Here is a 21,065-nt window from a genome sequence, read left to right as displayed (position 1 = left end):
CAATCCATTTCTACCGGAACTGTAAACCATGTGTCCGGTATGATCTGTAAAGGATGTCTCCGGTACAGACCTTGATTTTATTGGCGCGCCTGGCACGATTCGAACGTGTGACCGCCTGGTTCGTAGATATCGACCTAAATTTTAACCTGTTGTTTTTATTGAACTTTATGGTGGATCGCCCGTTGCAAATCGCACCACCGTGCACTACCCCGCAGGACCCAAACCGGCAAAAGTCCGGCAGTGAAAACCACTTGGATAAGAACCAGGCAGTCTGTCGGTCCATGATGTGTACCTGCGAACACAACACTGCGGTATCAAGTGAGACCTCGACTGGACCGAATCGAGATCAGGCGAGCATTTCACGGCTCCCGCAAACTCTTACTCTTCGAACAAGTCAGCATGTGTCCCGGTCCGGGCAAGCTGCAGCTCTTCTTCTTCAATCCGATAGAGAAGAAGCCAATCCGGATCGATGTGGGCGTCTCGCCACCCTGCCCATTTTCCTTTGAGCGGGTGGTCCCGATATCGCCTGGGCAGAGGCTGGCCACCAATAAGTAGTTCTAGGAGGCTACGCAGCTTGCTCATATCTTTGCCGCGCTTTTTCGCCCGTTTCACGTCCCGCTTGAAGGCCCCTGAATACACAGGTGTTCGCACGATCAGATGTCAAGGTCGTCAAACAAGTCCTCGGGATCGTCGAATCGTTGCCCCTTGCCGGCCTCCAACTCAGCCATCGCCTTGCGACTGACACGATTGGGCACCTGTACATCGAACGGCAAGCGACCCTCCTCGGCGACACGCAGGAAAGTCAGTCGGATAAGATCGGACGCGCTCAAGCCCATGCGATCCAGGGCCTCGACGGCTTTGTCTTTCATTTCGGCGGGAATGCGGGCCCGCACTACGGCATCGGCCTTCATGCGATACAACTCCAGTGATTACCCCGAGAAGTGTAGCCACATCGTGGCCACAGATCAAGAGGTTGCGGGAATTAATCGCGCAGGTACTGCCAAGTTAACTACGGCCGTTGAGAGCACCAAAAATCTGTCAACTAAATCCCGCTGACACATCCCATAGACATCCGGTGTCAATCAAACGATTTAGTTGACGCTCTGGCAAGCGTAGGTGAGCAAAAATTTACTGGCCCAGGGAATACCAGGTGCCCCGCCCTGCGGGCCTGCGCAGCTTCTGTTGCCAGGTGATCAGAAACACTCACNCGCTCTGGCAAGCGTAGGTGAGCAAAAATTTACTGGCCCAGGGAATACCAGGTGCCCCGCCCTGCGGGCCTGCGCAGCTTCTGTTGCCAGGTGATCAGAAACACTCACCGAAGGATCAACACTATGCGCGACCTGAACTACCAACTGAAAATGCTATGCAGGCACAGCCACGAAGGCAGCTTTGAAACCCGGGTAGGCCGGGAACGGCAACTGACCGCCATCGCCAACCAGTTACACGACCTTGGCTTTCGGCAGTTGCAGGCCACGTCCTTGAAGCAAAAGCACATCAAGGCCCTGGTAGACCACTGGCTGGGGCAAAACCTTTCCCCCGGCACCATCAAGAACCGCATGAGCTGTTTACGTTGGTGGGCGGAGAAGGTTAACAGGCGAGCTGTCGTGGCCGGTTCCAATGACTTCTATGGCATACCGGACCGGCAGTTTGTGTCCGATAGCAGCAAGGCCAAGGGTCTGGCACGGGAACAGCTCGACCGGGTCAAGGATGAACATGTGCGGATGAGCCTGCGGCTGCAGAAGGCCTTCGGGCTCCGGCGGGAGGAAGGGCTCAAGATCCGGCCCCGCTGGGCCGATCGAGGCGACCACCTGCACCTGAAAGCCAGCTGGACCAAGGGCGGGCGGGAACGCACCGTCCCCATCCGCACCCGGGAGCAGCGCACCCTGCTGGAGCAGGCCAAGCGCCTGGTCGGGGTGGGTGCCTTGATCCCCCGAGGGCGCAGCTATATCGAGCAGCTCAGGATCTACGAGCGCCATACGGCCAATGCCGGCCTGTCGAAAATGCACGGCCTGCGCCATGCCTATGCCCAGCAGCGCTATCTGGAACTCACCGGCTGGCCCTCCCCCCATGGCGGCGGGCCCAGCAAAAAGGAACTGACCCCGGCCCAACGACAGGCCGATCAGCTGGCACGCCTGGCCATCAGCAGGGAGCTGGGCCATGTCAGAGAACAAGTAGCCGCAGTCTACCTGGGGAGATAGACGATGCAGATCCAGCCCCGCCTGATCCGGCTCCGCGACGCCCCCGACTACCTGGGCATGGACCGCAACCGCTTTAACCGGGAGGTGCGCCCTGCCCTGACTGAAGTTCGCATCGGCAGCCAGGGTGTCGCCTTCGACCGCCTTGAAATGGACGCCTGGGTGGACCAATATAAACGGTGCAACGGGCGTCCCGCACGACATCGAGGAGATGAACTATGGGACGCAATCGAAACTCCGGGCTGCGGAAGCGGGGTGGGATCTGGCATATCGACAAGCAGGTCCTCGGCCATCGCATTCACCAAAGCACTGGAACGAGCGACCTCAAAACGGCGGAACTGATATTGGCCCGCCGGGTTGAGGAGATCAGGCAGGCGTCAGTATTCGGCATACGGCCGGTGCGCATTTTTCGCGAGGCAGCCACGCGCTTTCTCGAGGAGAATACCCACCTGACTACCCTCCGGACCTACGCCTTCCATCTCAAAGAGCTGGACCCGTACATCGGCCTGTTGCCTTTGTACCAGGTCCATATGGGCACACTGCAGGCCTACGTAGATAAAAGGAAGAAAGAGGGCAAGAAGAACAAGACCGTCAACGGCGCCCTGGCCACGGTACGCCGGGTACTCAACCTGAGTGCCCGGCTGTGGCGGGATGAACACGGCTTGACCTGGCTGGAGTCGGCGCCGCTGATCCAGTTGCTGCCGCTACACGATGCCAGGCGCCCCTACCCGCTCAGTTGGGAGGAGCAACACCGCTTGTTCAAGGCGCTGCCGGATCACCTGAGCCGGATGTGTCTGTTCAAGGTGAATACCGGCTGTCGGGATGGCGAGGTCTGCAGCCTGCAGTGGGATTGGGAGATCGACGTGCCGGAGCTGGGCACCTCGGTATTCCTTATTCCGGGAGCAAAGGTCAAGAACCGGGAGGATCGGTTGGTGGTACTGAACCGGGTGGCAAAGTCAGTAATCGACGGCGTGCGCGGGCAACACCCGCAGCGTATCGTACCAGGAGCCAGCGCCGGAATAACGGCCCCAACAGATAACCGCTGACCAGAGCCAGGGCAAAACCGAAGAACATCTCCCGACCATGGCTGGCGCCCACCAGACCCACCGGCCAACCGCTGCCGGTCATGGCCATGACTGATAGCGACCTGGCCAATGCGCCAGATAAGGCAGCCAACGGGAAAAACACGCCGCCCGCCTCGGTGCGGGTCGGCATTTGGCATTTGGCATTTCTGCGATGGTCTGTGCATAAGCGGACCATAACAAGAGGTATCTTCGATACATGTTATAGCTTGGTGGATTCATTGGATAGTTGCATCCCCTCGCAGGCTCGAACTACACGCGTAGCATCCGCAAACTGTGTTGCAGGCGAGTCAACCGGGAACAAGAGAGGTGGTTTTGTTTAGATCGGGCACTATCAGCCGCACCGTGCAGCCTCGAATACCGAGAGCGACCAGCGAACAATACTTTCCGGAGGCAGCTCAGGCTGCGGCGATAACCAATAGCTCCTAACAAGGTCATGTTTGTCTACAACCCGTTTGAACGCTTTTTGAAAGGCCTCTTCACCGGAACCCTCGGCGAACTCAGCTCGCTCAATCTGATCAGGACCGGCGATGATTCCGGCACTGATGTCAGCCAGTGAAGCTTCGCTTTCCTCGATCCTCCAAGAGATGTAACCCGTTGCGCAGGACTTCGCTGGTATTTTGATAACGGCCGGTCTCGACCAGCTGTCCTACAAAGATCTCCTGCTGTTCTGTTAGGACAACGTTTCTGGTTGGCATATGTCACCTCACTGAACCATATCAGATACTAGCAGTGAATGCCCGGCCAAGACGACGCCGCTGAAGCTTAAGCAGCCGGCAACGCTCTTTCAGTAACGGCGTTCGCGCGATGAACCTTCGGCGTCACCGGACTTCCCCCGGGTCGAGCCCATCCTTGACGCGCGCATCCGCCATCGTCACTACAGACCGATACTCCTCCAACAGGAGTTGGTTCCGATCCGACCACAGGTCGTTGCCGCGCAGGCGCGCCTCCTCCAGTGCCGCGGTTGCACCGATGTAATTGCCTTCAGCGGCGTGCGCGCGGGCCTGCAGGAGTGCGAGCGGATAATCGAAATCCGACAGTGAGGAGAGCCTCGCTATATCGTCCCAGGGTGGAGTTGGCTCACTGCCCAGGCGCAATTCCATGAGTTCGTAGGCGACGTAATTAGCGACGCTGGCGGAACCGGTATCGCGGTAACGGGCCTCTGCCTGTCGGAGTAGCTCAACACCTTCCTGCACCCTGCCGCCGCGTGCCGCGATGTGCCCTCGGGCGCGCAAGCGCGGGGCCAGCAGCGCCGGATTACCGGGATAACGCGTCTCCAGAACGTCGACGAGGGCCGCTGCTTCACCGATCGGCCCGCTGCGAGCAGCGGCAATGGCCTCAAACGACAGTGCGACGGGGATGGCCGCATGAGCGCCCGTGCCGTCCTCCAGTCGTGATCGGGTACTGCTCGCCAGCGCATGTGCCTCGGCGAAGGCGCCTTGCACGTACAGCCGGTGCATAACAGTGAAGTCGGCAATGGCGCCATACATCGGGTTTGCCGATGTCTCGCTCAGCTCACGCAGTGACTCCGTGTATTCTCTGCCGACTTCGAAAAGGCCTCGAAGGTTAAGTGCCATGGCGGAAAACTGAATGAAGTAAGCCTTGGAGATGGCCGATTGCGTCTGGTCGATGATGGGTCTGGCGGCCAGTGCCAGCTGCACGGCAGCGTCCATGTCGCCGTTGCGAAAATAACTACCGGCAAGATATCGGTAGCTCGCTATCAGCATTTCCCCGTCGCCGGTCTCTTCGGCCAGAGAGCGCGCTTTCTCCGCGTGCTGCGCGAGAGCTTTGTGTTGTCCCGTTTCCAGGTAGACGCCTGCGAGGTCCAGGTGAATCTTAGTGAGGTAGGATTCAAGTGGATAGTGTGCCTGAGCCAGTGCAAGGCGCTCCTGATTAAGGGCCTCGGCACGACCGACGTCCCCGTCCAGCTGGGCGAGCATTGTGAGCGCTGCCAGAACCTTCAGTCGCTGCAGCGGGCGATTATCAGACATGGATTGAGGATCCAGATCCTTCAGGTAGCGTCTCGCTTCCGCGGAATTACCGAGATCGTACTGGGCTCTCGCAGCCAGGAGGCGTGCCTCGAGCAGAAGATTCGGATCGGCCTGCAACGCATTCGCCAATAAAGCGGCTGCAATGGCTGCTGCCTTATGGGAACGCCCCAGCATTCTCTCGCACCGGGCCAGGCGAAGATGCGCATGGTGGAAGTCAGGATCGTTGGTGACGGCTGCGCGAAAGTAATCCATGGCGCGCTCGCAGGTGTGTCCGGCGCCCGTTGTTGCCAGGCCCTTGAAGTAGCTCGTCAGCGCATACCTCTGCGGTGCTGGAGACGCGGCTTCAACGGGACTATCGACTTCGCGGCGCAACCACTGTACGCCACGTTCAAGCACCTCTGCGATCGAGTCTTCCGTAAACGCGCCGCGATTCTTCTCGTCTCTGTTCCTGAAACTCACCGTCAAGGTGTATGCATTGCCCTCATGCGACAGGTGAATGGCTGCAACGGGTCCGGATCGGGACCGTGTCAGCTTGAGGCTCGCCAGGTCAGCGATGTGCGCCGGGTCCCCATCCAGAGCGATGACGGGCGCGATATCGGCCGCAGCGCCCAGCTGCATGGCAAAGTACTCGGCGGCACCCTCGGTCAGCATGGAAGCATCGCCCGCCACAGGCTGAAGTGTCAGCGTTGCTGCGGTGGATGCAGTCGATGCAGCTGATGTGCTGGCAGTGCTGCGAACCACCCCTGAGTCCAGCGCCAGCCATCCGGCGACAATGACCAGAGCGAGCAACGCCATCGCCAGGCGCGGCCACGCACGATTCCCCCCCAGAACTCCGACGTTGACCACAGAGGGCTGGTAGTCAGGCGTCACGGTGCAGGTCAGCCGATATCCCATGCCACGATGCGTTTCAATCAGCGGGACCTTGCGATCCGTGTCGTTCAGCAGCTCGCGCAAGCGTTGTATCTGCTTGGCGATGGCGGCGTCCGTCACGATCTGCCCGGGCCAGGCGGCGCGCGTGATGTCGGACTTGGTCAGAACGATGTCTGGTTGCTGTAGGAAGGCGAGGAGCAAATGATAAAGCTTGGTGCTGAGGGAAATTTCCGTGCCGTCACGATACAGGCACTGGCGACGCGTCGACAGGCAGAAACCGGCAAAGTGATAGGTCATCACGGTGCTGACAACCTGCCCTGTAGTAGGCAAGGCTGTCGGTATGCCACTCTCGCCGTGAGGGGCTGAATTTTCAGGAGTTAGCACCATAGTCCCAATAATGTCACGCAATGTCATGCAGAAATCAAGCTTCTGCCGGTACTCTCCCCCAAGATATCACGTGAAGCGGTCTGGGTCACACTGCCCCAGGAGCGATTGAGGGCGGGCCATGGGTAGCGTTATGAGAGTGGGTGCGTGGTGCCTGGGCATCGTGGCTCTGTTGACCGTGTCGAGCGTTGGCGCACATGCGCAGGTATCCCTCACGCTGGGAGATGCAAGCCTGGCCGCCGGGGATAGCGGGTCCGTGAATGCCACCATCAGCACAGGTGGATCGGCGGTGGCACTGCAGTTCGACATCCTCTACGACCCGGCGATCGTTTCCCTCGGCACGGTGAACGGCGGCGCCGCCCTCACCGGGAGCCACAGCGTCGCCAGCAATCCCCTCGGGCCGGGGCGGGACCGGGTGGTCATCACGACATCGCCAATCATGGCTCTGAACACTGGCACGCTGGCCACGATCAACCTGGCGGTGGCGGCTACAGCAGTCGCCGGCACCACGGCGCTGACCTTCGCCGCGGTCGTCATATCCGATGCCGCGGCGCAGGCCATCACGCCGTCATCCCTGGGGCCTGGCACGATCACGATTACCGGTGGCATGACGGCGCCGCCAGAGCCGCCGGAGCCGGAGGTCATCCCGGCCAGCCCCGCCTGGGTTATTGTCCTGCTTGTCTTGCTCCTCACGGGGATCGCACGCCGCCACGCCGGGTCACGGCGTCGACCGGTGGTCATGTCACTCGTAGGGCTGGCGTTCCTGGCACCTCTCGCGCCAATAGCCCAGGCACAGGGGTTGCCGGGCGACGCCAATAATGATGGCAGGATCGACGCCGAGGACGTGCGCCTGATTGTCGAGCGCATTCTTGAGCGCGGTGTACTCCCGGGAGACGGGGACTGCAACCGGGACGCAAAGATCGACGTGCTTGATACGGTCTGCTTTCAGTTGCCCTTCGTGCCCGGTGAAACGGCCCCGATCATCCTCGGCCCAGGGGATCGCTCAATCCCGGCTGAGACAGCCTTCGAGATGTATCTGTTCGCGGCGGATCCGGATACGGGGGCGATCCTGAACTGGGAGCTGATCAGCGGCCCCGCGGGGCTCACCGTGTCTGCCACGGGCGTCCTGAACTGGACTCCGGGAAGTGGCGACGTGCGCAGCAACCCGGTCACGGTGCGCGTGACGGACGATACCGGGCGCACGGACGAGTCGGGCTTTGCCATCAATGTCTTCACCGTTGCTGCAGTGGTGCGGAAAAACACCCCGCCGCGGCTGACGGTGCCCGGCGATCAGGCGCTACCCGTGGGCACGCCGCTCGCCGCCCAGGCCAGCGCGAGTGATCCGGATGCGGGGGACACCCTGACCTTCTCCCTGGTCGACGGCCCCGATGGCATGACCATCGACCCGGCCAGCGGTGCACTGATCTGGACCCCGCAGTCGGATCAGGCGGGCTCGGCAGATGTGGTGATTCAGGCCATGGATACGGCCGGCGCCCGCGCTTTCGGCACCTTCTCGGTAACCGCGACATTACCGAACGCAGCGCCGACTGCGAAGGACGACGTGTACATCGCGCGCAAGGGCGAGACGCTTTTGATTCCGGCAAGCGAGGGCGTGCTGAGTAACGACACAGATCCGAATGGCGATATCCTGCTGGCCCAGCAGCGCTCCGACCCGTCTCTGGGTACCGTCGATAGCTTCGCGGTGGATGGGGCCTTCGCCTACACGCCGCTGGAACCGGAGCGCATCACCATCGGTCTCGACCTGAAATGCGAGACGGACCTGAACCTTTTCAGTGTCCAGAGCGGCACCGCTGCGGCTGCCGATGTCGACGGCGACGGCAAGGTCGAGATTGTCGGCCTGTCGAACACGCAGCTGGGTTCGCGGGTATTCATTGTGGATCCCACGGACTGTAGCGTCACGCTCAATCCCATCCCGGATGAATCGGGCCAGCCATCTTTCACTGCGTTGACGACGCTGGTCAATCTCGATGACGACCCAGAGCTTGAGCTTGTAGCGCAATACAACCGCTTTGCGGACAACCTGCCGGCGACTCCCGGTGAAGTGACTGCCCGCTTGATGGCGATGAATCTCGACGGTACGCCCGTGGCGGGCTGGCCGTTCGATGGCCTGGGCGAGAACGCCGTGTTTGACACGGGATTCAACAACCAATGGACGCACGCAAGTCCCGTCGCTGTCGACCTTGACGGCAACGGGCGCATTGCACTGCTCACCGGGTTCACGCAGGTAAGTCCCGTGAGCCCCATACCCGACACACCGCCTTTGTGTACTGCGATTGTCAATACTACGTGCAATGCGGTTGTGGCCTGGGACGGCCGCACCGGCGAGATTCTCTGGCAGTTTGTGGGCGGCGTGACGCGACCGGGCCAGCAGAACTCGGCGTCGCCCGTGATTGTCGATCTCGATATGGACGGCGACCCGGAGATTATCTGGAATCAGCTCGTGCTCGATCACGAGGGCAACCTGCTCTTCGAGTTCCCTGTGGAAAAGACCATCAGAGACCTGGGCAATGACTTTCTGAGCGTCGCCGTCGCGAACTTCGACAACGACGCCTACCCGGAGATCCTCGGCTACGACGCCTCCAATTTTTACCTTTTCAGCCACGACGGCGCGATTCAGTGGCAGCGGCCCTACGACAGCTTCAGCTCGGGCTCTGGCTTTTCCTGGGGCGAAATCACCCTGGCGGAGCTGGACGGCGACCCGTTCCCGGAGTTCGTCATGATGCTCGAGGCCGATGGCGGAGGCGACCTGACAGTGCGAGCCTTTGACAGCGACGGCGAGCCACTCTGGGATCTGGCTGACAGTTACATTGTGCAGATCTCCAATCAGAATCGCTCCTCCTCGCCGGTCGCGATGGACCTTGACCGCGACGGCATCGACGAGCTGATCCTGGTGCGGGCGGCCTCTCGCAGCGGCAACCTGGCCGATGCAGGTCTGTACATCCTTGACGGCAGCACGGGCGCTGTCATCGCCTCCGAGCAGGGGAGGCCCATCGACCGTGGCGATGAACCGCTGACGGTGGCCGATATCGATGGCGATGGCAGTGCCGAAATCGTGACCGGCTTTGCCGACTTTCTCCTCCGCGGAACGCTGCAGATCTGGGACAACCTGCCCGGCGAGCCCTTCCCGCCGGCGCGCCCGATCCGCTCGCAGACCAATGGGCAGCCGACCTGGGTGAACGTCGACGGCAGCCTGCCAACGAGTCTCGAGCCGCACTGGCTGCAGCCCGGGCGCAACTACTGGAACCGGATCGTACCGGATCTGGACCCCTTCGCACCGGAGCAGGACAGCTTTACCTACCGTGTCAGCGATGGCAAATTCGACTCGGCCGACGCCACCGTCAATATTGAGGTACGCCCGAATGGCAATCCGCCGTTTTTCCTGAGTGAGCCGGATCGGGCGACAAGCATCGGCACCGTCTATCGGTATCGTCCCGCGGTTACCGACGTCGATCCCGGCGACTCCGTGAGCTTCTCGCTGCTCAATGGCCCTGCGGGCATGACCATCGACACCATGACTGGCGAGATAAGCTGGTATCCCGATAGTAATGGCGAGTTTGCCGTTGCCATCGCCGCCACCGATACCCTTGACCTTTCCGCGGCGCAGATCTTCTCCCTCAGCGTCGGCGATCCGGTGACGGTGCCCGATGTGGTTGGCCTGGGTGAGATGGATGCCGCGACTGCGCTCTTGGCCGCTGGGTTGGAGGTCGGCTCGCGCTTCTTCCGTTCCGATGCCCTCGTGCCTGCGGATCAGGTGCTCAGCCAGAGCCCCCCCGCCGGTGCGGTGGCGGCTCTTGGCGCCATGGTCCGCCTGACCCTGTCCAGCGGCGCGGGTCCCGCGGATACAGACGGCGATGGCGACGGATTCACGCCGAATGAGGGCGATTGCGACGACCGTAACGCGGCAATATTTCCCGGCGCGGCCGATGCAAACAGCGATGGCATCGACCAGAACTGCGACGGCATTGATGGCAATAAGGTCCTGGTTGCCATTGCGGTCAGCCCGACGGAAAAGACCGTGCTAACGGGTGAACGGGTCAGCCTGAAGGCGAAAGGGCTATTCGATGACGGCACCAGCCAGGAACTGACGGCGGTGGCTGGCTGGAGCGTGGGTCCGGAGATCGTGCCGGCATCCGTGGGCACGCTGAACGTTACAGCCAGCCTCGCCGGAATCGACGGCAGTGCGAGGCTGGAGGTCGTCGCCCGCGTCGACGAACAACTCACGCCCGAGGTTGAATTACAGACGCCGTTGCCTGACGCATTGCTTACCGGTCTGACCGAGGTGCGCGGTACCGTTCGTGATGCCAATTTACTGCGCTACGAACTTTCCGTGGCGCCGGCGGGGCTTGAAGAGTTCACGCTTCTTGCCGAGGCCACGGCACAGGTGTCTGGGGGGGCGCTCGGCATCTTCGATGCAACCCGCTTCGAGAATGATCAGTACACGTTGCGGTTGCAGGCCTGGGACCGGGCCGGCAACGTCAGCGAGGACACAACCACGGTGCAGGTGGAGGGCCAGCTCAAGGTCGGCAACTTCGACCTGCAGCTTGTCGACCTCGATCTGCCCGTATCTGGCCTGCCTTTAAGGGTGGTTCGCAGCTACCGTACCGACAACAAGCGCACGAATGACTTCGGGGTTGGCTGGCGGCTGGGAATCGACAGCTTGCGTTTAACGCGCAACCGTGTGCTTGGCACAGCCTGGCGTGTTGTGCGCGCAGGCCTCACCTATGGCATGGCCGAGGATGACCTGCACAAGGTGACTGTGACGCTGCCGGATGGTCGTGTGGAGGCCTTCGATATGGTGGTGACGCCGTCTGCATCGCCGATCGTGCCATTTCCCGCGCTCAGCCAGACTGTGCTCTTTCGGCCGCGTCCCGGGACCTATGGCCGTCTTGAGGCCCTGGGTGACAACACCGTCACCATTCTCGAGGGCCAGCCGGGGCCGGTGAACCTGACTGTCGGCGCCTCGGGGGCGACCTATGACCCGCTGCGCTTCCGCTACACGGCGGTGAATGGGACACAGGTGGTGATTGACCGGGAGCAGGGTGTCGAGTCCATTCGTGATCGTAACGGCAACACCCTGACGCTCGGCGATAACGGCATCACCCACTCGGCCGGACGGTCGGTGATCTTTGAGCGCGACGATGCGGGTCGTATCAAAGCCCTGGTCGATCCTTCCGGTCATCGCCAGACCTATCGCTATGACAGCAATGGTGACCTGGTCGCGCATGAGAATCCGCGAAGGCAGACCACGCGTTACGCTTACGATGCCTCACACAACCTGTTACGGATCATCGACCCGGCGGGCCGCAATATCCTTGAAAACACCTACGACGGCAGAGGACGGATAGTCAACTCAACCGATAGCGAGGGCCGTGCGCTGCGGTTTCTTCGCGATCCGGATCTGCGTCAGGAACGTGTTATTGACGCGGATGGTGCAGAGACAGAATACGTGTACGACGAACGTGGCAACGTGACCCGCATTACCGATCCGCTGGGAAATGAGAGCCTCTTCGCCTACGACGCGGATGACAATCTCATCAGAGAGACCAATGCCCTTGGTGAAACAACAAGCCGGACCTTCGACGATGACGGCAACCTGCTATCCGTCACCGATCCCCTGGGCAACACGACGACGTTTGCCGTTGATGCCTTTGGCAACGTGTCTGCGGAGACGAACGCCCGAGGAGAGGTCACCAGCTTTCGCTACGGTGCGCGCGGCAATCTGGTCGAGACCGTGGCGCCGGACGGCAGCACCCGGAGCTACGCACATACCGTAACAGGGGAGGTCGCTGCGGCAACAGACGAGACAGGCGCGGTGGTTGGGTTCGAATACAATGCGCGCGGAGACCAGATCGCCCGCATCGACGGCCTCGGCGGCCGCGTCGAATCCAGATTCGATGCCAGTGGTCGGCTGGTTGGCGAGACGGATCGGCGCGGCAACGCTACCACCGTAAGCGTCGATGCTCTCGGCTCGCGGACGGAAACCGTGGACCCGCTCGGCAATGCGGAGCGTTACAGCTATGGCGTGACCGGTCGCCTTGAGACTGTCACCAATGCCCGGGGCAATTCGCGTCGCCAGGTTACGGATGGCCTGGGTCGCGTGCTGTCACTCGACGACCGCGAAGGCGGAGAGTTGCGCTTTGACTTCGACCTGCGCGGAAATCTGGCCTTGCGCGTGGACCCTCGAGGTGGGGAGCTGCGGCACGAATACGATGCGGCCGGACGACGGATCCGCACGACCCACCCAGACGGTAGCGAGGAGACTTTCGCTTATGATGCAGCCGGGCGCGTCGTAGAGCGTAATGACCGCCGCGGTGTCACGACAGGCTTCGAATACGATGCTGCGGGACGGCAGTCTGCAATTATCAATGCGCTTGGCCAGCGGCTGGAGTTTGATTACGACGCCAATGGCAACCTCATTACCGAAACCGATGCCGCTGGCAACACAACGCGTCATCGTTATGATGCCCGTGACCGGCGTACTGAGACAGAACTGCCCGATGGACGGGTCTTTGGTTTTACGTACACGCCTCGCAGTGAGCTGGCCAGCGAGACAGATCCCTTGGGCAACACCACTGGCTACCGCTATGATGCCAACGGCAACCTTGTCTCGGTCGTCGATGCAACGGGTTTCGAGACCCGTTACCGCTACGACGGCGAGGGCAACCTCATCGAGCAGGTGGACGCCCGGGGACACACGACTCGTTTCGAGTACGACGCCAATAATCGTGAGGTCTGGCGTATCTTCCCCGATGGCAGCACGGAGCAAACGGAGTACGATGACCTGGGTAATGTCAGCGCCCGGGTGCGGGCCGATGGTGTCAGGGTCGAGTACACCTATGACGCGGAGAGTCGTCTGATCGAGCGCCGCGTGCCGGGCAGCGTCGCGACCTACACAGTGGATTCTGGTGGTGCCCGTTTGTCTGCAGTCAATGGTGCGCTGGGTGTGACCTTCAATCGGGATATCGAGGGCCGTGCGAGTTCCATGGCGCTGGATGATGGCCGTCGTATCGATTACGTCCGGGATCCGGCTGGCAATGTCGTTGAGCGTTCGGTTGTCGCGCTTGCAGGTGAATCACCGCGGACAACGCGTTACAGCTACGATGCGCTGAATCGCGTTATCGCGACGCGTGACCCCGACGGCAACGAGACGCGCTATGACTACACGCCCACCGGCGAACTGTCCCGGGTCGATTACGCCAACGGCGTCACGACCACATTCACCCATGACACCACCCAACGGACGACACGCATTCTCCTGAGTGAGGGCGGTGTCGACCTCGAGCGCCTGGATTACAGCTATGATGATGCCGATAATATCGCCTCTGTAGAGAGCCTGGATGGTGGGCATATTGACTACCGTTATGACGTTGTGCGCCGGCTCACGCGAGAGACACATCGGGACGGCAGCGGTGCTGTGACCCTGGAACTGCGCTACGCCTACGATGCGGTGGGTAACCGTACCCGCGTTGACGACGGCGGGGTGGTAGAGGCCTACACCTACGATGCAGCCGATAAACTCCTCACGAAAGGTAGCGAACTGCGCACCTATGATGCCCGTGGCAACCTTGCGGGGCGCAACGGGCCGGATGGAAGCTATGCTTACCGGTACGATGCCCTCAATCGGCTGGTGGAGGTGGACGCGCCCGGAGGTCTTGTCCGCTATCGCTATGATGCCGAGGATCGACGCATCCGCAGGGAGGCTGGTGGCGATACGATTGACTACCTGGTGGAGCCGGGAGCGCTCAACGATACGGGCGTGTCGCAGGTTCTTGCCGAAAGCGATCCGGTTGAGGGTAGCATTCTCGCCGAGAATATCTTCGACGTAAGGCTGCTCGCCCGTGGCACCAGCGGAGGGCTGCGTTTCTTCCATCGCGATGCCAGTGAGAATGTGCGCGTCCTGACCGATGAAGGTGGGGGTATCAGCGACCGCTACGCATACGATGCCTTTGGTGGACGCTCGGCTGTCATGGGAAGCAGCGACAATCCCTACCGTTTCGCGGGTGAGCGTGTCGACAGCGCTACGGGGCTGATTCACCTGCGCGCGCGCGACTACGACCCCAGGGCCGGTCGCTTTCTTGGCCGCGACCCCTTCGCTGGTGAGCTCGGTCAGTCATTCAGTCGGCACCGCTACCTCTACGCGCGCAACAACCCGCTCTCATTCGCGGATCCCACGGGACGCTTCACGATCGCGAACCTGTCGGCGACAGTGTCACTGGCGCAGATCACGCTGAACCTGGCGCCGACGCTGACTACCGGCGTGACGACGATCATTCTGCTCAACAAGTTCTGGAAAGCCGGTTTTGATCTGCGTGAGGCAGGCTACCTGATCATGATCGGTGATCCGAGGGCGAGAGACCTGTTGCCGGGGGGTGTGCTGGGACCACTGGAGGAGCTCGGGTACGCCTCGTTCCTTGCGGGCAATCGCCTTATTGAGGTCGGCGCCTTTGCGATTGATGCGGCGGACAAGATCAATAAAGCGGCATTCGCCATGCTCAGCGCGGCCAAGTCGCTGGCCAGCGGGGCTAATTTCGTCCGCAATGGAGGTACGTCGACGGAAGCCTTCACGGAAGCCTCAGGTTTGTTAATAGGCCTGCAGGGGTTGGCAGAAAAGGGTGCCAGCGTCGGCTCCAGCCTGGATAAGCTGTCTCAGGCAGTGAAGGGAGAAAGCAGGGGGCCGGATAAGGAAACCTTGAAATCCCAGGGTCAGCTTGAAGCCGAGCGTAACAAAAAAGTGTCTGAGACGTTCAACAGCCTCGTCCGGGATGTCATCCTGAAAGGCCTGTAGATATCGACATAAATCTTAACATTTTGTTTTTATTGATCTTTATGGTGGATCGCCCGTTGCAAATCGCACCACCGTGCACTACCACGCAGGACCCAAACCGGCAAAAGTCCGGCAGTACGAACCGCCTGGATACGAACCAGCCAATTTGTTGTGCCATAGTGTGTACTTTCGAACACAGCACATCACGGTACCATCATGTCCAGCACCATGACTATCCGTCTTGACGACGATCTCAAGCAGCAACTGGAGCAACTCGCCGCCGCGACGCAACGATCAAAGTCATTCCTCGCCGCTGAAGCCATTCGCGAATTTATCGAACTCAACGAGTGGCAGGTCCAAGAAATCCAACAGGCGTTGAAAGAAGCCGATGCCGGCGACTTTGCCAGCGCAGCCGAGATCAAGAAAACTTTTGCGAAATGGGGGTAGATGCAGGTTAGGTGGCTGACCACAGCCCTTCAAAACCTCAACCAAGAGGTCGACTACATCGCCCAAGACGATCCCCAGGCCGCGAGGCTTGTGGTGCAAAGAATCCATAAAACCGTGAGTCTTCTGACAGATAATCCCGCTTTTGGCCATCCGGGGCGCATGCACGGCACTCGAGAGCTCGTGGTTCCCGATACCCGATACATCCTGCCGTATCGAGTAAGACCCCGCCTGGATCGAATTGAGATCCTGCGGGAATTTCACAGCTCCCGGAAAACGCCGCGGAGCTGGACAGTGTAAGGCTCCCCCATTGTCGATGGGCGGTGCGGCGTTCCGGTGCATCATTAACAGAGTTTAGTGAATATCGATGCATCCCCCCCTTAACTCGGGAGAGAGGTTCTACTACAGTTTTACGGATACTTCAAAGACACCCAGTTTATTTCAAGTACTCCGGCGTAGGCCGCTTTCCTGGATGGTAAAACGCCTCGATATATTCAAACAAATCAGCCCTTTCCTCTACCACAAGGCCATAAGCAGGGTCTGGATGACCTGTTGGCGATCCATCTCAGCCCCGCAAGGTTCGTCCACCTTCGATAGCTGCGACGAGCCGTTTGTAAAGCGAGCTAAGTTTCGTTGGGTAGCTCACGTTCGTCTCGAACCGGGAGATTTCAGGCCACACGCGGTGAACATCGTCTATGCTGAAAGACTGACCATCTTCGATCATCACCTCGTTGTATTGATAGCGCCCTTTTGCGATCAGACCCGCCCCGGCACTGACTACTGAGCCCGAGTCACTACAAAAATCATGGCATAGATATGCCGCGACTGGGCTAATCTTGTCTGTAGTGAAGTGCTTTTTCAACACTGGCTTCATAAGGGCTTCGGTCATGTCCGTATTGGCAGCGGGACAAATGGCGTTGACCTTGATGCCGTATCTCTTCCCTTCGATTGCCAGAGCTTTAGTAAAGCCAATCATTCCAGCCTTCATCGCACTGTAGTTGCTCTGTCCATAATTTCCGAAAAGACCGGCATCCGACGACATCATCAGTACACGTCCTCCGCCGCTACTCATGAAGTGAGGCCACATCGCTCTCGTAATTCGAAAAGAGCCTTCCAGGTGCACACGGTAGACTTCGTCCCAGGCTTCAAGCGACATATTATGAAACTGCGAGTCCCGGACTATTCCGGCATTATTGATCACCACATCGACCCGCGGAAAAGCATCAAGAGCAAAGGCGACAATATCCTCCCCTCGTGTAACCGGTAGTGCGATTCCTGCAACCCGCGCGCCCTCATTTTGTAGAGCGGCGACCGCCTTCGTCACAAGATCTTCATTGGTTCCATTGACCACCAGGTTGGCGCCTAGCGATGCGAAGTGCTCCGCTAATCCGTAGCCGATGCCACGTGTGCTGCCGGTAATCAGTACAGTTTTGTTTTTGAAATCCAATTTTGGAAGCATTATTGGCCCCTATGTGGTGAGCTCTTGGCTGTTGACCTGAAGATCATCCCTGGACCGTAATACTTGGGCATCGCCGCATCTTTTCAGTGAACAATATCGTTGTCGAACAGTTCATCGATATCCTGCTCCGAATAATCCAGGTCGCGGAGAATCTCACGGCTGTGCTCGCCAAGGGTTGGGGCGAAACCCTGAATCCTGGCTGGGGTAGCAGAGAATCTGGCCGCTGGACGTGCTTGCCGAATCTTGCCAATACCCGGGTGATCCAGTACTTCTATCAGTTCGTTGGCAATGATCTGCTCGTTCTCTGGCAGTTCCGCGCAGTTCAGTACCGGACCGCAGGGCACACCGTGCGCGTCGAGTAGATCGAGCCAGTGTTTTGATGGTTTTTCCGCCAGGATTGGAGCTACTAGCTCTGCTGTTTCCGCGGTTCTACCGGTGCGTCGAGCTGGCGTACCGAGACGCTCATTCTGTAACCACTCTTCGTGACCCAGTGCTTGGCACAGTCCGTGCCACTCGCTGTTTGAAATGGCCACCGCCGTGATATAACCGTCGGAAGTCTGAAAAATGAGTTCGTCCTTCCTATTGGGGGCCCCCGGTTCACTACCATCCAGTAGCATGTTGCCAATCATGGCATCGGGCCACGTTAAGGCAATCATCGCATCGATCATCGCGAGGGTGATGTGCTGGCCCTCGCCAGTTCGTTCCCGAGACCATAGCGCAGCGGTAACCGCCTGTGCTGCGGTAAGCGCGGTCACCACATCCGGCATCAGTGTACGAATCATTTTTGGTGATCCGTCCGGACCACCCTGGATTGCGTTGAGTCCTGATATGCCCTGAATAATCGGGTCATAAATTCGCTTGCCTGCGTAGGGTCCAGAGCTACCAAAACCAGAAATCGAGCAGTAAATTACCGTGGGATTTATCGTCCTGATCGAGTAGTAATCCAGGCCAAGGCGCTCGACCGCTCCGGGGCGAAAGTTCTGCAGGATGACATCGAAATAAGGGACCATTTTCTTGACAATTTCGATGCCTTCCTCCCTCTTGAGATCGACGGCGATAGCTTTTTTTCCCCTGTTACTAGATATAAAGTTGGCATTGAGACCGTTAGGGCCTTTTGTCGTCCGCCGGATGATATCACCTTCAAATGACTCTACCTTGACGACTTCTGCGCCCTGATCGCAGAGCCAGGTGGCGGCAAGCGGACCGGAGAGAACGGCCGAAAGATCGAGAATGCGGATACCTGTCAACGGTCCTGACATAATAGTTGCTGCTCTGCAGATCGAGTTGAATTATATTTGAATTATAGCTCATAAATGAGCTATAGTTCAATTAAAGTCGTGCGCAAGTTCTTGTGTCTGCCCACGCTTACCCGGGAACAGGCAGACCAACCTCTGTCAGGAGTCCATATATGACCAAAAGCGCGCACTCAGACTCCCCTGAGCAAAAGGAATTTCGCCAACATTGTCGTGAGTGGCTTAGAGATAACCCTTATCCGGAAACTGATATGCGCTTGCCTCCGACCGCGATGGAAATTCAAGCGCCGGAGCACATGCGTTATTTTCAAGGTTGGCAAAAAGCTGCTTATGATGCGGGCCTGGTGGGCTGCGATTACCCTATAGAAGTGGGCGGTGGCGGCCGCAACAACTGCCAGCATATCGCCAACGCAGAAATGTTTGCCGCAAAAACCCCTTTCCTTCCTAATGTGATCGGCCTGGGTATGGCTGCACCGACACTGTTTCATCATGGTAGCAAAGTGCTTGGACAGCGGCTCCTACCCAAACTGTTTTCCGGTGAGGAAATCTGGTGTCAGGGATTTAGCGAGCCAGGGGCGGGATCAGACCTTGCCAATGTGCAAACCTTTGCAGAACGCGACGGTGACAAATGGATCATCAACGGCCACAAGGTATGGACCTCTCTGGCGCATTTCGCCGAGTGGATGATTCTGCTGCTGCGTACTGATAAGGCAGATAAATATCGGGGAATGTCCTATTTCGTGGTGCCTATTCGCGCCGCCCTTGGCAAAGGTGTCACGGTAAGGCCGCTTATAAAGATTACCGGTGAGACCGGTTTCAACGAAGTGCTATTTGACAACCTGGAAGTTAATGACGCCTACCGCCTTGATGAAGTAGGGAATGGCTGGCAGGTCGCCATGACTACCTTGTTGTACGAGCGTGGAGGCGGTGAGCGATTGACACCAGCCTCCGGTGGGCGGATACAGAAATCTGTAGCAGTCGACGGACTGCGCAGAGGTGCCTACGGACTGATCGATCTGGCGAGAGGCACCGCGCGTGGTGAACAGTTGGCCTCCGACGACCCGATTATTCGTGATCGCATCATGCAGAATATTATCGATGAACAGGCTTCACGCCAGAACAGGCGCCGTGCTCGCGCGCCGCATCTGATCGATCATCCCACCCGAATATCCCTGCAGCAGAAGCTCCTCATCACCGAAATTCCACAGAATATTGCGCAACTGGGCACAGAGATAGCCGGCCTAGCAGGTTCGCTTGGAACTGCGGATCAACATGCCCCGGAAGCAGGTCGCTGGCCGATGGAATATATGGCGTCTTTTGGTAGTACCATTGCTGGGGGTACGAGTGAGATACAGCGAAACATTTTGGGTGAGCGCGTGCTCGGCCTTCCCAAAACCAAATAATTCTAGTAAGAGTGGGAGTAAATCTAATGGTTCAGCCTGCTGATTTTGGCTTTAGCGAACAACATGCACTTCTTAGAGAAAGTGCCAAACGTTACTTTGCTGAACATTTGCCGGCAGACAGGCTACATGCTCTGGTTGCCGCCGACCCAAACCCACACAAATCTCGTGAAGCTCGCTGGAAACCAGAACTATGGCGACAGATGGCTGATTTGGGATGGACCATGCTGGCAGTGCCTGAGTCAGCCGGGGGAATTGGATTGGCGGCCGTTGCGGTTGCCGCACTGTGCGAAGAAGCAGGCAAGGCTGCCTTCCCGTCACCACTGTTGGCTACCGTCAATACCACTTACGTACTGGCCGCCTGCGAAAGTTCCTCAGCAACGTCAGCGCTGGCCGCGATAGCGGAGGGGGCCGCCGCAAGCCTTGTGCTATACAACGAACGTGGACGAGAATGCAGCACATCCCGCGTAGAGCGAGGCAGGCTTACCGGTGTCGGGTATTTTGTGCAGGACGCACAAAAGGTCGCATACTTTCTGGTTCGTGCCGGTAGCTGCCTTTATTGGGTCGCATCGGAGGCGGACGGAGTTACGGTGCATCCAGATGCAATTATCGACCTCACAAGAGATCAGGCAACGGTGAGTTTTGAGGGGGTCGAGGCAACTCTGGTTAGCGACGACGCGAACGCCGTGCTTCGGCAAGCCATGCCGGCGATTTTGACCATGCTAGCCGCAGACATGGTCGGCGCAGGCGAATGGCAACTGCAAACAACAGTGGAGTATGCGAAAACAAGGCAGCAGTTCGATCGGCCATTGGGATTCTTCCAGGCGCTAAAACACCCTCTGGTGAATGTGATGATCGAAGTCGACAAAAGTAAGTCGCTCGTATACAACGCAGCTTGCGCAATTGACACAGAACCTGAGCGCGCGGAGGCTTTTGCACACATGGCAAAAGCCTGCGCCAGCGAAATGGCGCGATTCGCGTCGAGCCGCTCCATCCAGTTCCATGGCGGGATCGGTTTCACGTGGGAGTGTTTCCTCCATCTGTATTTCAAGCGTCAAATGCACAGCCAGGCCCTATGGGGAGACGGTGCATGGCATAGGTCCCAGTTGGCGAGTATTTTGATGGGGGCGCCTCACTAGTGTCCGGTTAATTTGATTACGATCATGCTGAAACCCAGTGTTGACGTGGCTTTACAGCCGATT

General features: G+C 59.0%; 14 protein-coding genes and 1 pseudogene. 8 read left to right on the top strand and 7 right to left on the bottom strand.

Features of this window, described 5'->3' with window-relative positions; genetic code table 11:
- Positions 1 to 378: 378 nt before the first annotated feature.
- Positions 379 to 639 carry a type II toxin-antitoxin system YafQ family toxin gene (locus Q6D67_RS20505; protein ID WP_304707594.1) on the bottom strand — a complete coding sequence of 87 codons (261 nt, stop codon included), beginning with the start codon at positions 637 to 639 and terminating at the stop codon, positions 379 to 381.
- 14 nt (positions 640 to 653) lie between these two features.
- Positions 654 to 911: a type II toxin-antitoxin system RelB/DinJ family antitoxin gene (locus tag Q6D67_RS20500; protein WP_304707591.1), complete on the bottom strand. Its 258-nt coding sequence runs from the start codon at positions 909 to 911 to the stop codon at positions 654 to 656.
- 420 nt (positions 912 to 1,331) lie between these two features.
- Here Q6D67_RS20500 and Q6D67_RS20495 point away from each other — a divergent pair, with 420 nt between their 5' ends.
- Both Q6D67_RS20495 and Q6D67_RS20490 read left to right on the top strand, forming a co-directional pair.
- Complete coding sequence (locus Q6D67_RS20495) at positions 1,332 to 2,198, top strand: phage integrase N-terminal domain-containing protein (protein WP_304707589.1); 867 nt, start codon at positions 1,332 to 1,334, stop codon at positions 2,196 to 2,198.
- A 215-nt stretch (positions 2,199 to 2,413) separates the two neighbouring features.
- A complete protein-coding gene (locus tag Q6D67_RS20490) occupies positions 2,414 to 3,241 on the top strand; it encodes a hypothetical protein (protein WP_304707587.1) in 828 nt (275 codons plus the stop codon).
- 22 nt (positions 3,242 to 3,263) lie between these two features.
- Here Q6D67_RS20490 and Q6D67_RS21965 read toward each other — a convergent pair.
- Positions 3,264 to 3,323: pseudogene (locus tag Q6D67_RS21965) on the bottom strand (hypothetical protein); the annotation flags it as partial.
- A gap of 390 nt (positions 3,324 to 3,713) precedes the next feature.
- Here Q6D67_RS21965 and Q6D67_RS20485 point away from each other — a divergent pair.
- The gene (locus tag Q6D67_RS20485) at positions 3,714 to 3,836 is read left to right on the top strand and encodes a hypothetical protein (RefSeq protein ID WP_304707596.1); all 123 of its coding nucleotides are present in this window, start codon (positions 3,714 to 3,716) and stop codon (positions 3,834 to 3,836) included.
- Here Q6D67_RS20485 and Q6D67_RS20480 read toward each other — a convergent pair.
- Together Q6D67_RS20480 and Q6D67_RS20475 are read right to left on the bottom strand one after the other, a co-directional pair.
- Positions 3,826 to 3,975: a type II toxin-antitoxin system ParD family antitoxin gene (locus tag Q6D67_RS20480; protein WP_304707585.1), complete on the bottom strand. Its 150-nt coding sequence runs from the start codon at positions 3,973 to 3,975 to the stop codon at positions 3,826 to 3,828. The two genes, Q6D67_RS20485 and Q6D67_RS20480, sit on opposite strands and share 11 nt — an antisense overlap.
- 123 nt (positions 3,976 to 4,098) lie before the next feature.
- Positions 4,099 to 6,435, bottom strand: a complete 2,337-nt coding sequence (locus Q6D67_RS20475; protein WP_304707593.1) for a winged helix-turn-helix domain-containing protein — start codon at positions 6,433 to 6,435, stop codon at positions 4,099 to 4,101.
- 220 nt (positions 6,436 to 6,655) lie between these two features.
- Here Q6D67_RS20475 and Q6D67_RS20470 point away from each other — a divergent pair, with 220 nt between their 5' ends.
- The 3 genes from Q6D67_RS20470 to Q6D67_RS20460 all read left to right on the top strand — a co-directional run bounded on the left by Q6D67_RS20470 (position 6,656) and on the right by Q6D67_RS20460 (position 16,051).
- The gene (locus tag Q6D67_RS20470; RefSeq protein ID WP_304707583.1) at positions 6,656 to 15,328 is read left to right on the top strand and encodes a putative Ig domain-containing protein; all 8,673 of its coding nucleotides are present in this window, start codon (positions 6,656 to 6,658) and stop codon (positions 15,326 to 15,328) included.
- 195 nt (positions 15,329 to 15,523) lie between these two features.
- The gene (locus Q6D67_RS20465; protein WP_304707581.1) at positions 15,524 to 15,754 is read left to right on the top strand and encodes a CopG family ribbon-helix-helix protein; all 231 of its coding nucleotides are present in this window, start codon (positions 15,524 to 15,526) and stop codon (positions 15,752 to 15,754) included.
- Positions 15,755 to 16,051 carry a type II toxin-antitoxin system RelE/ParE family toxin gene (locus tag Q6D67_RS20460; RefSeq protein WP_304707579.1) on the top strand — a complete coding sequence of 99 codons (297 nt, stop codon included), beginning with the start codon at positions 15,755 to 15,757 and terminating at the stop codon, positions 16,049 to 16,051.
- A gap of 265 nt (positions 16,052 to 16,316) precedes the next feature.
- Here the strand turns inward: Q6D67_RS20460 and Q6D67_RS20455 are convergent, their stop codons facing one another.
- Positions 16,317 to 17,210: an SDR family NAD(P)-dependent oxidoreductase gene (locus Q6D67_RS20455; RefSeq protein ID WP_304707577.1), complete on the bottom strand. Its 894-nt coding sequence runs from the start codon at positions 17,208 to 17,210 to the stop codon at positions 16,317 to 16,319.
- Between the two features lie 83 nt (positions 17,211 to 17,293).
- Positions 17,294 to 18,469 carry a CaiB/BaiF CoA-transferase family protein gene (locus Q6D67_RS20450; protein ID WP_304707575.1) on the bottom strand — a complete coding sequence of 392 codons (1,176 nt, stop codon included), beginning with the start codon at positions 18,467 to 18,469 and terminating at the stop codon, positions 17,294 to 17,296.
- 149 nt (positions 18,470 to 18,618) lie between these two features.
- On the opposite strand from Q6D67_RS20450, the gene Q6D67_RS20445 reads away from it, so the two are divergent.
- Both Q6D67_RS20445 and Q6D67_RS20440 read left to right on the top strand, forming a co-directional pair.
- Positions 18,619 to 19,866 (top strand): acyl-CoA dehydrogenase family protein, encoded by a 1,248-nt coding sequence (locus Q6D67_RS20445; RefSeq protein WP_304707574.1) that lies wholly within the window; start codon positions 18,619 to 18,621, stop codon positions 19,864 to 19,866.
- Between the two features lie 26 nt (positions 19,867 to 19,892).
- Positions 19,893 to 21,002, top strand: coding sequence for an acyl-CoA dehydrogenase family protein (locus tag Q6D67_RS20440; RefSeq protein ID WP_304707573.1), 1,110 nt, complete (start codon positions 19,893 to 19,895; stop codon positions 21,000 to 21,002).
- Positions 21,003 to 21,065 lie beyond the last annotated feature (63 nt).

The organism is Haliea sp. E1-2-M8 (assembly GCF_030649675.1).
Taxonomy (GTDB): domain Bacteria; phylum Pseudomonadota; class Gammaproteobacteria; order Pseudomonadales; family Halieaceae; genus Haliea.
Note: the sequence above shows the minus strand (reverse complement) of the source record. Positions and strands in the feature narration are given on the sequence as shown.

Excerpts from the sequence above, each read along its gene's own strand:
- Q6D67_RS20500 (WP_304707591.1), bottom strand. The coding sequence starts at position 911 with ATGAAGGCCGATGCCGTAGTGCGGGCCCGCATTCCCGCCGAAATGAAA.
- Q6D67_RS20495 (WP_304707589.1), top strand. The coding sequence starts at position 1,332 with ATGCGCGACCTGAACTACCAACTGAAAATGCTATGCAGGCACAGCCAC.
- Q6D67_RS20490 (WP_304707587.1), top strand. The coding sequence starts at position 2,414 with ATGGGACGCAATCGAAACTCCGGGCTGCGGAAGCGGGGTGGGATCTGG.
- Q6D67_RS20485 (WP_304707596.1), top strand. The coding sequence starts at position 3,714 with ATGTTTGTCTACAACCCGTTTGAACGCTTTTTGAAAGGCCTCTTCACC.
- Q6D67_RS20480 (WP_304707585.1), bottom strand. The coding sequence starts at position 3,975 with ATGCCAACCAGAAACGTTGTCCTAACAGAACAGCAGGAGATCTTTGTA.
- Q6D67_RS20475 (WP_304707593.1), bottom strand. The coding sequence starts at position 6,435 with ATGACCTATCACTTTGCCGGTTTCTGCCTGTCGACGCGTCGCCAGTGC.
- Q6D67_RS20470 (WP_304707583.1), top strand. The coding sequence starts at position 6,656 with ATGAGAGTGGGTGCGTGGTGCCTGGGCATCGTGGCTCTGTTGACCGTG.
- Q6D67_RS20465 (WP_304707581.1), top strand. The coding sequence starts at position 15,524 with ATGTCCAGCACCATGACTATCCGTCTTGACGACGATCTCAAGCAGCAA.
- Q6D67_RS20460 (WP_304707579.1), top strand. The coding sequence starts at position 15,755 with ATGCAGGTTAGGTGGCTGACCACAGCCCTTCAAAACCTCAACCAAGAG.
- Q6D67_RS20455 (WP_304707577.1), bottom strand. The coding sequence starts at position 17,210 with ATGCTTCCAAAATTGGATTTCAAAAACAAAACTGTACTGATTACCGGC.
- Q6D67_RS20450 (WP_304707575.1), bottom strand. The coding sequence starts at position 18,469 with ATGTCAGGACCGTTGACAGGTATCCGCATTCTCGATCTTTCGGCCGTT.
- Q6D67_RS20445 (WP_304707574.1), top strand. The coding sequence starts at position 18,619 with ATGACCAAAAGCGCGCACTCAGACTCCCCTGAGCAAAAGGAATTTCGC.
- Q6D67_RS20440 (WP_304707573.1), top strand. The coding sequence starts at position 19,893 with ATGGTTCAGCCTGCTGATTTTGGCTTTAGCGAACAACATGCACTTCTT.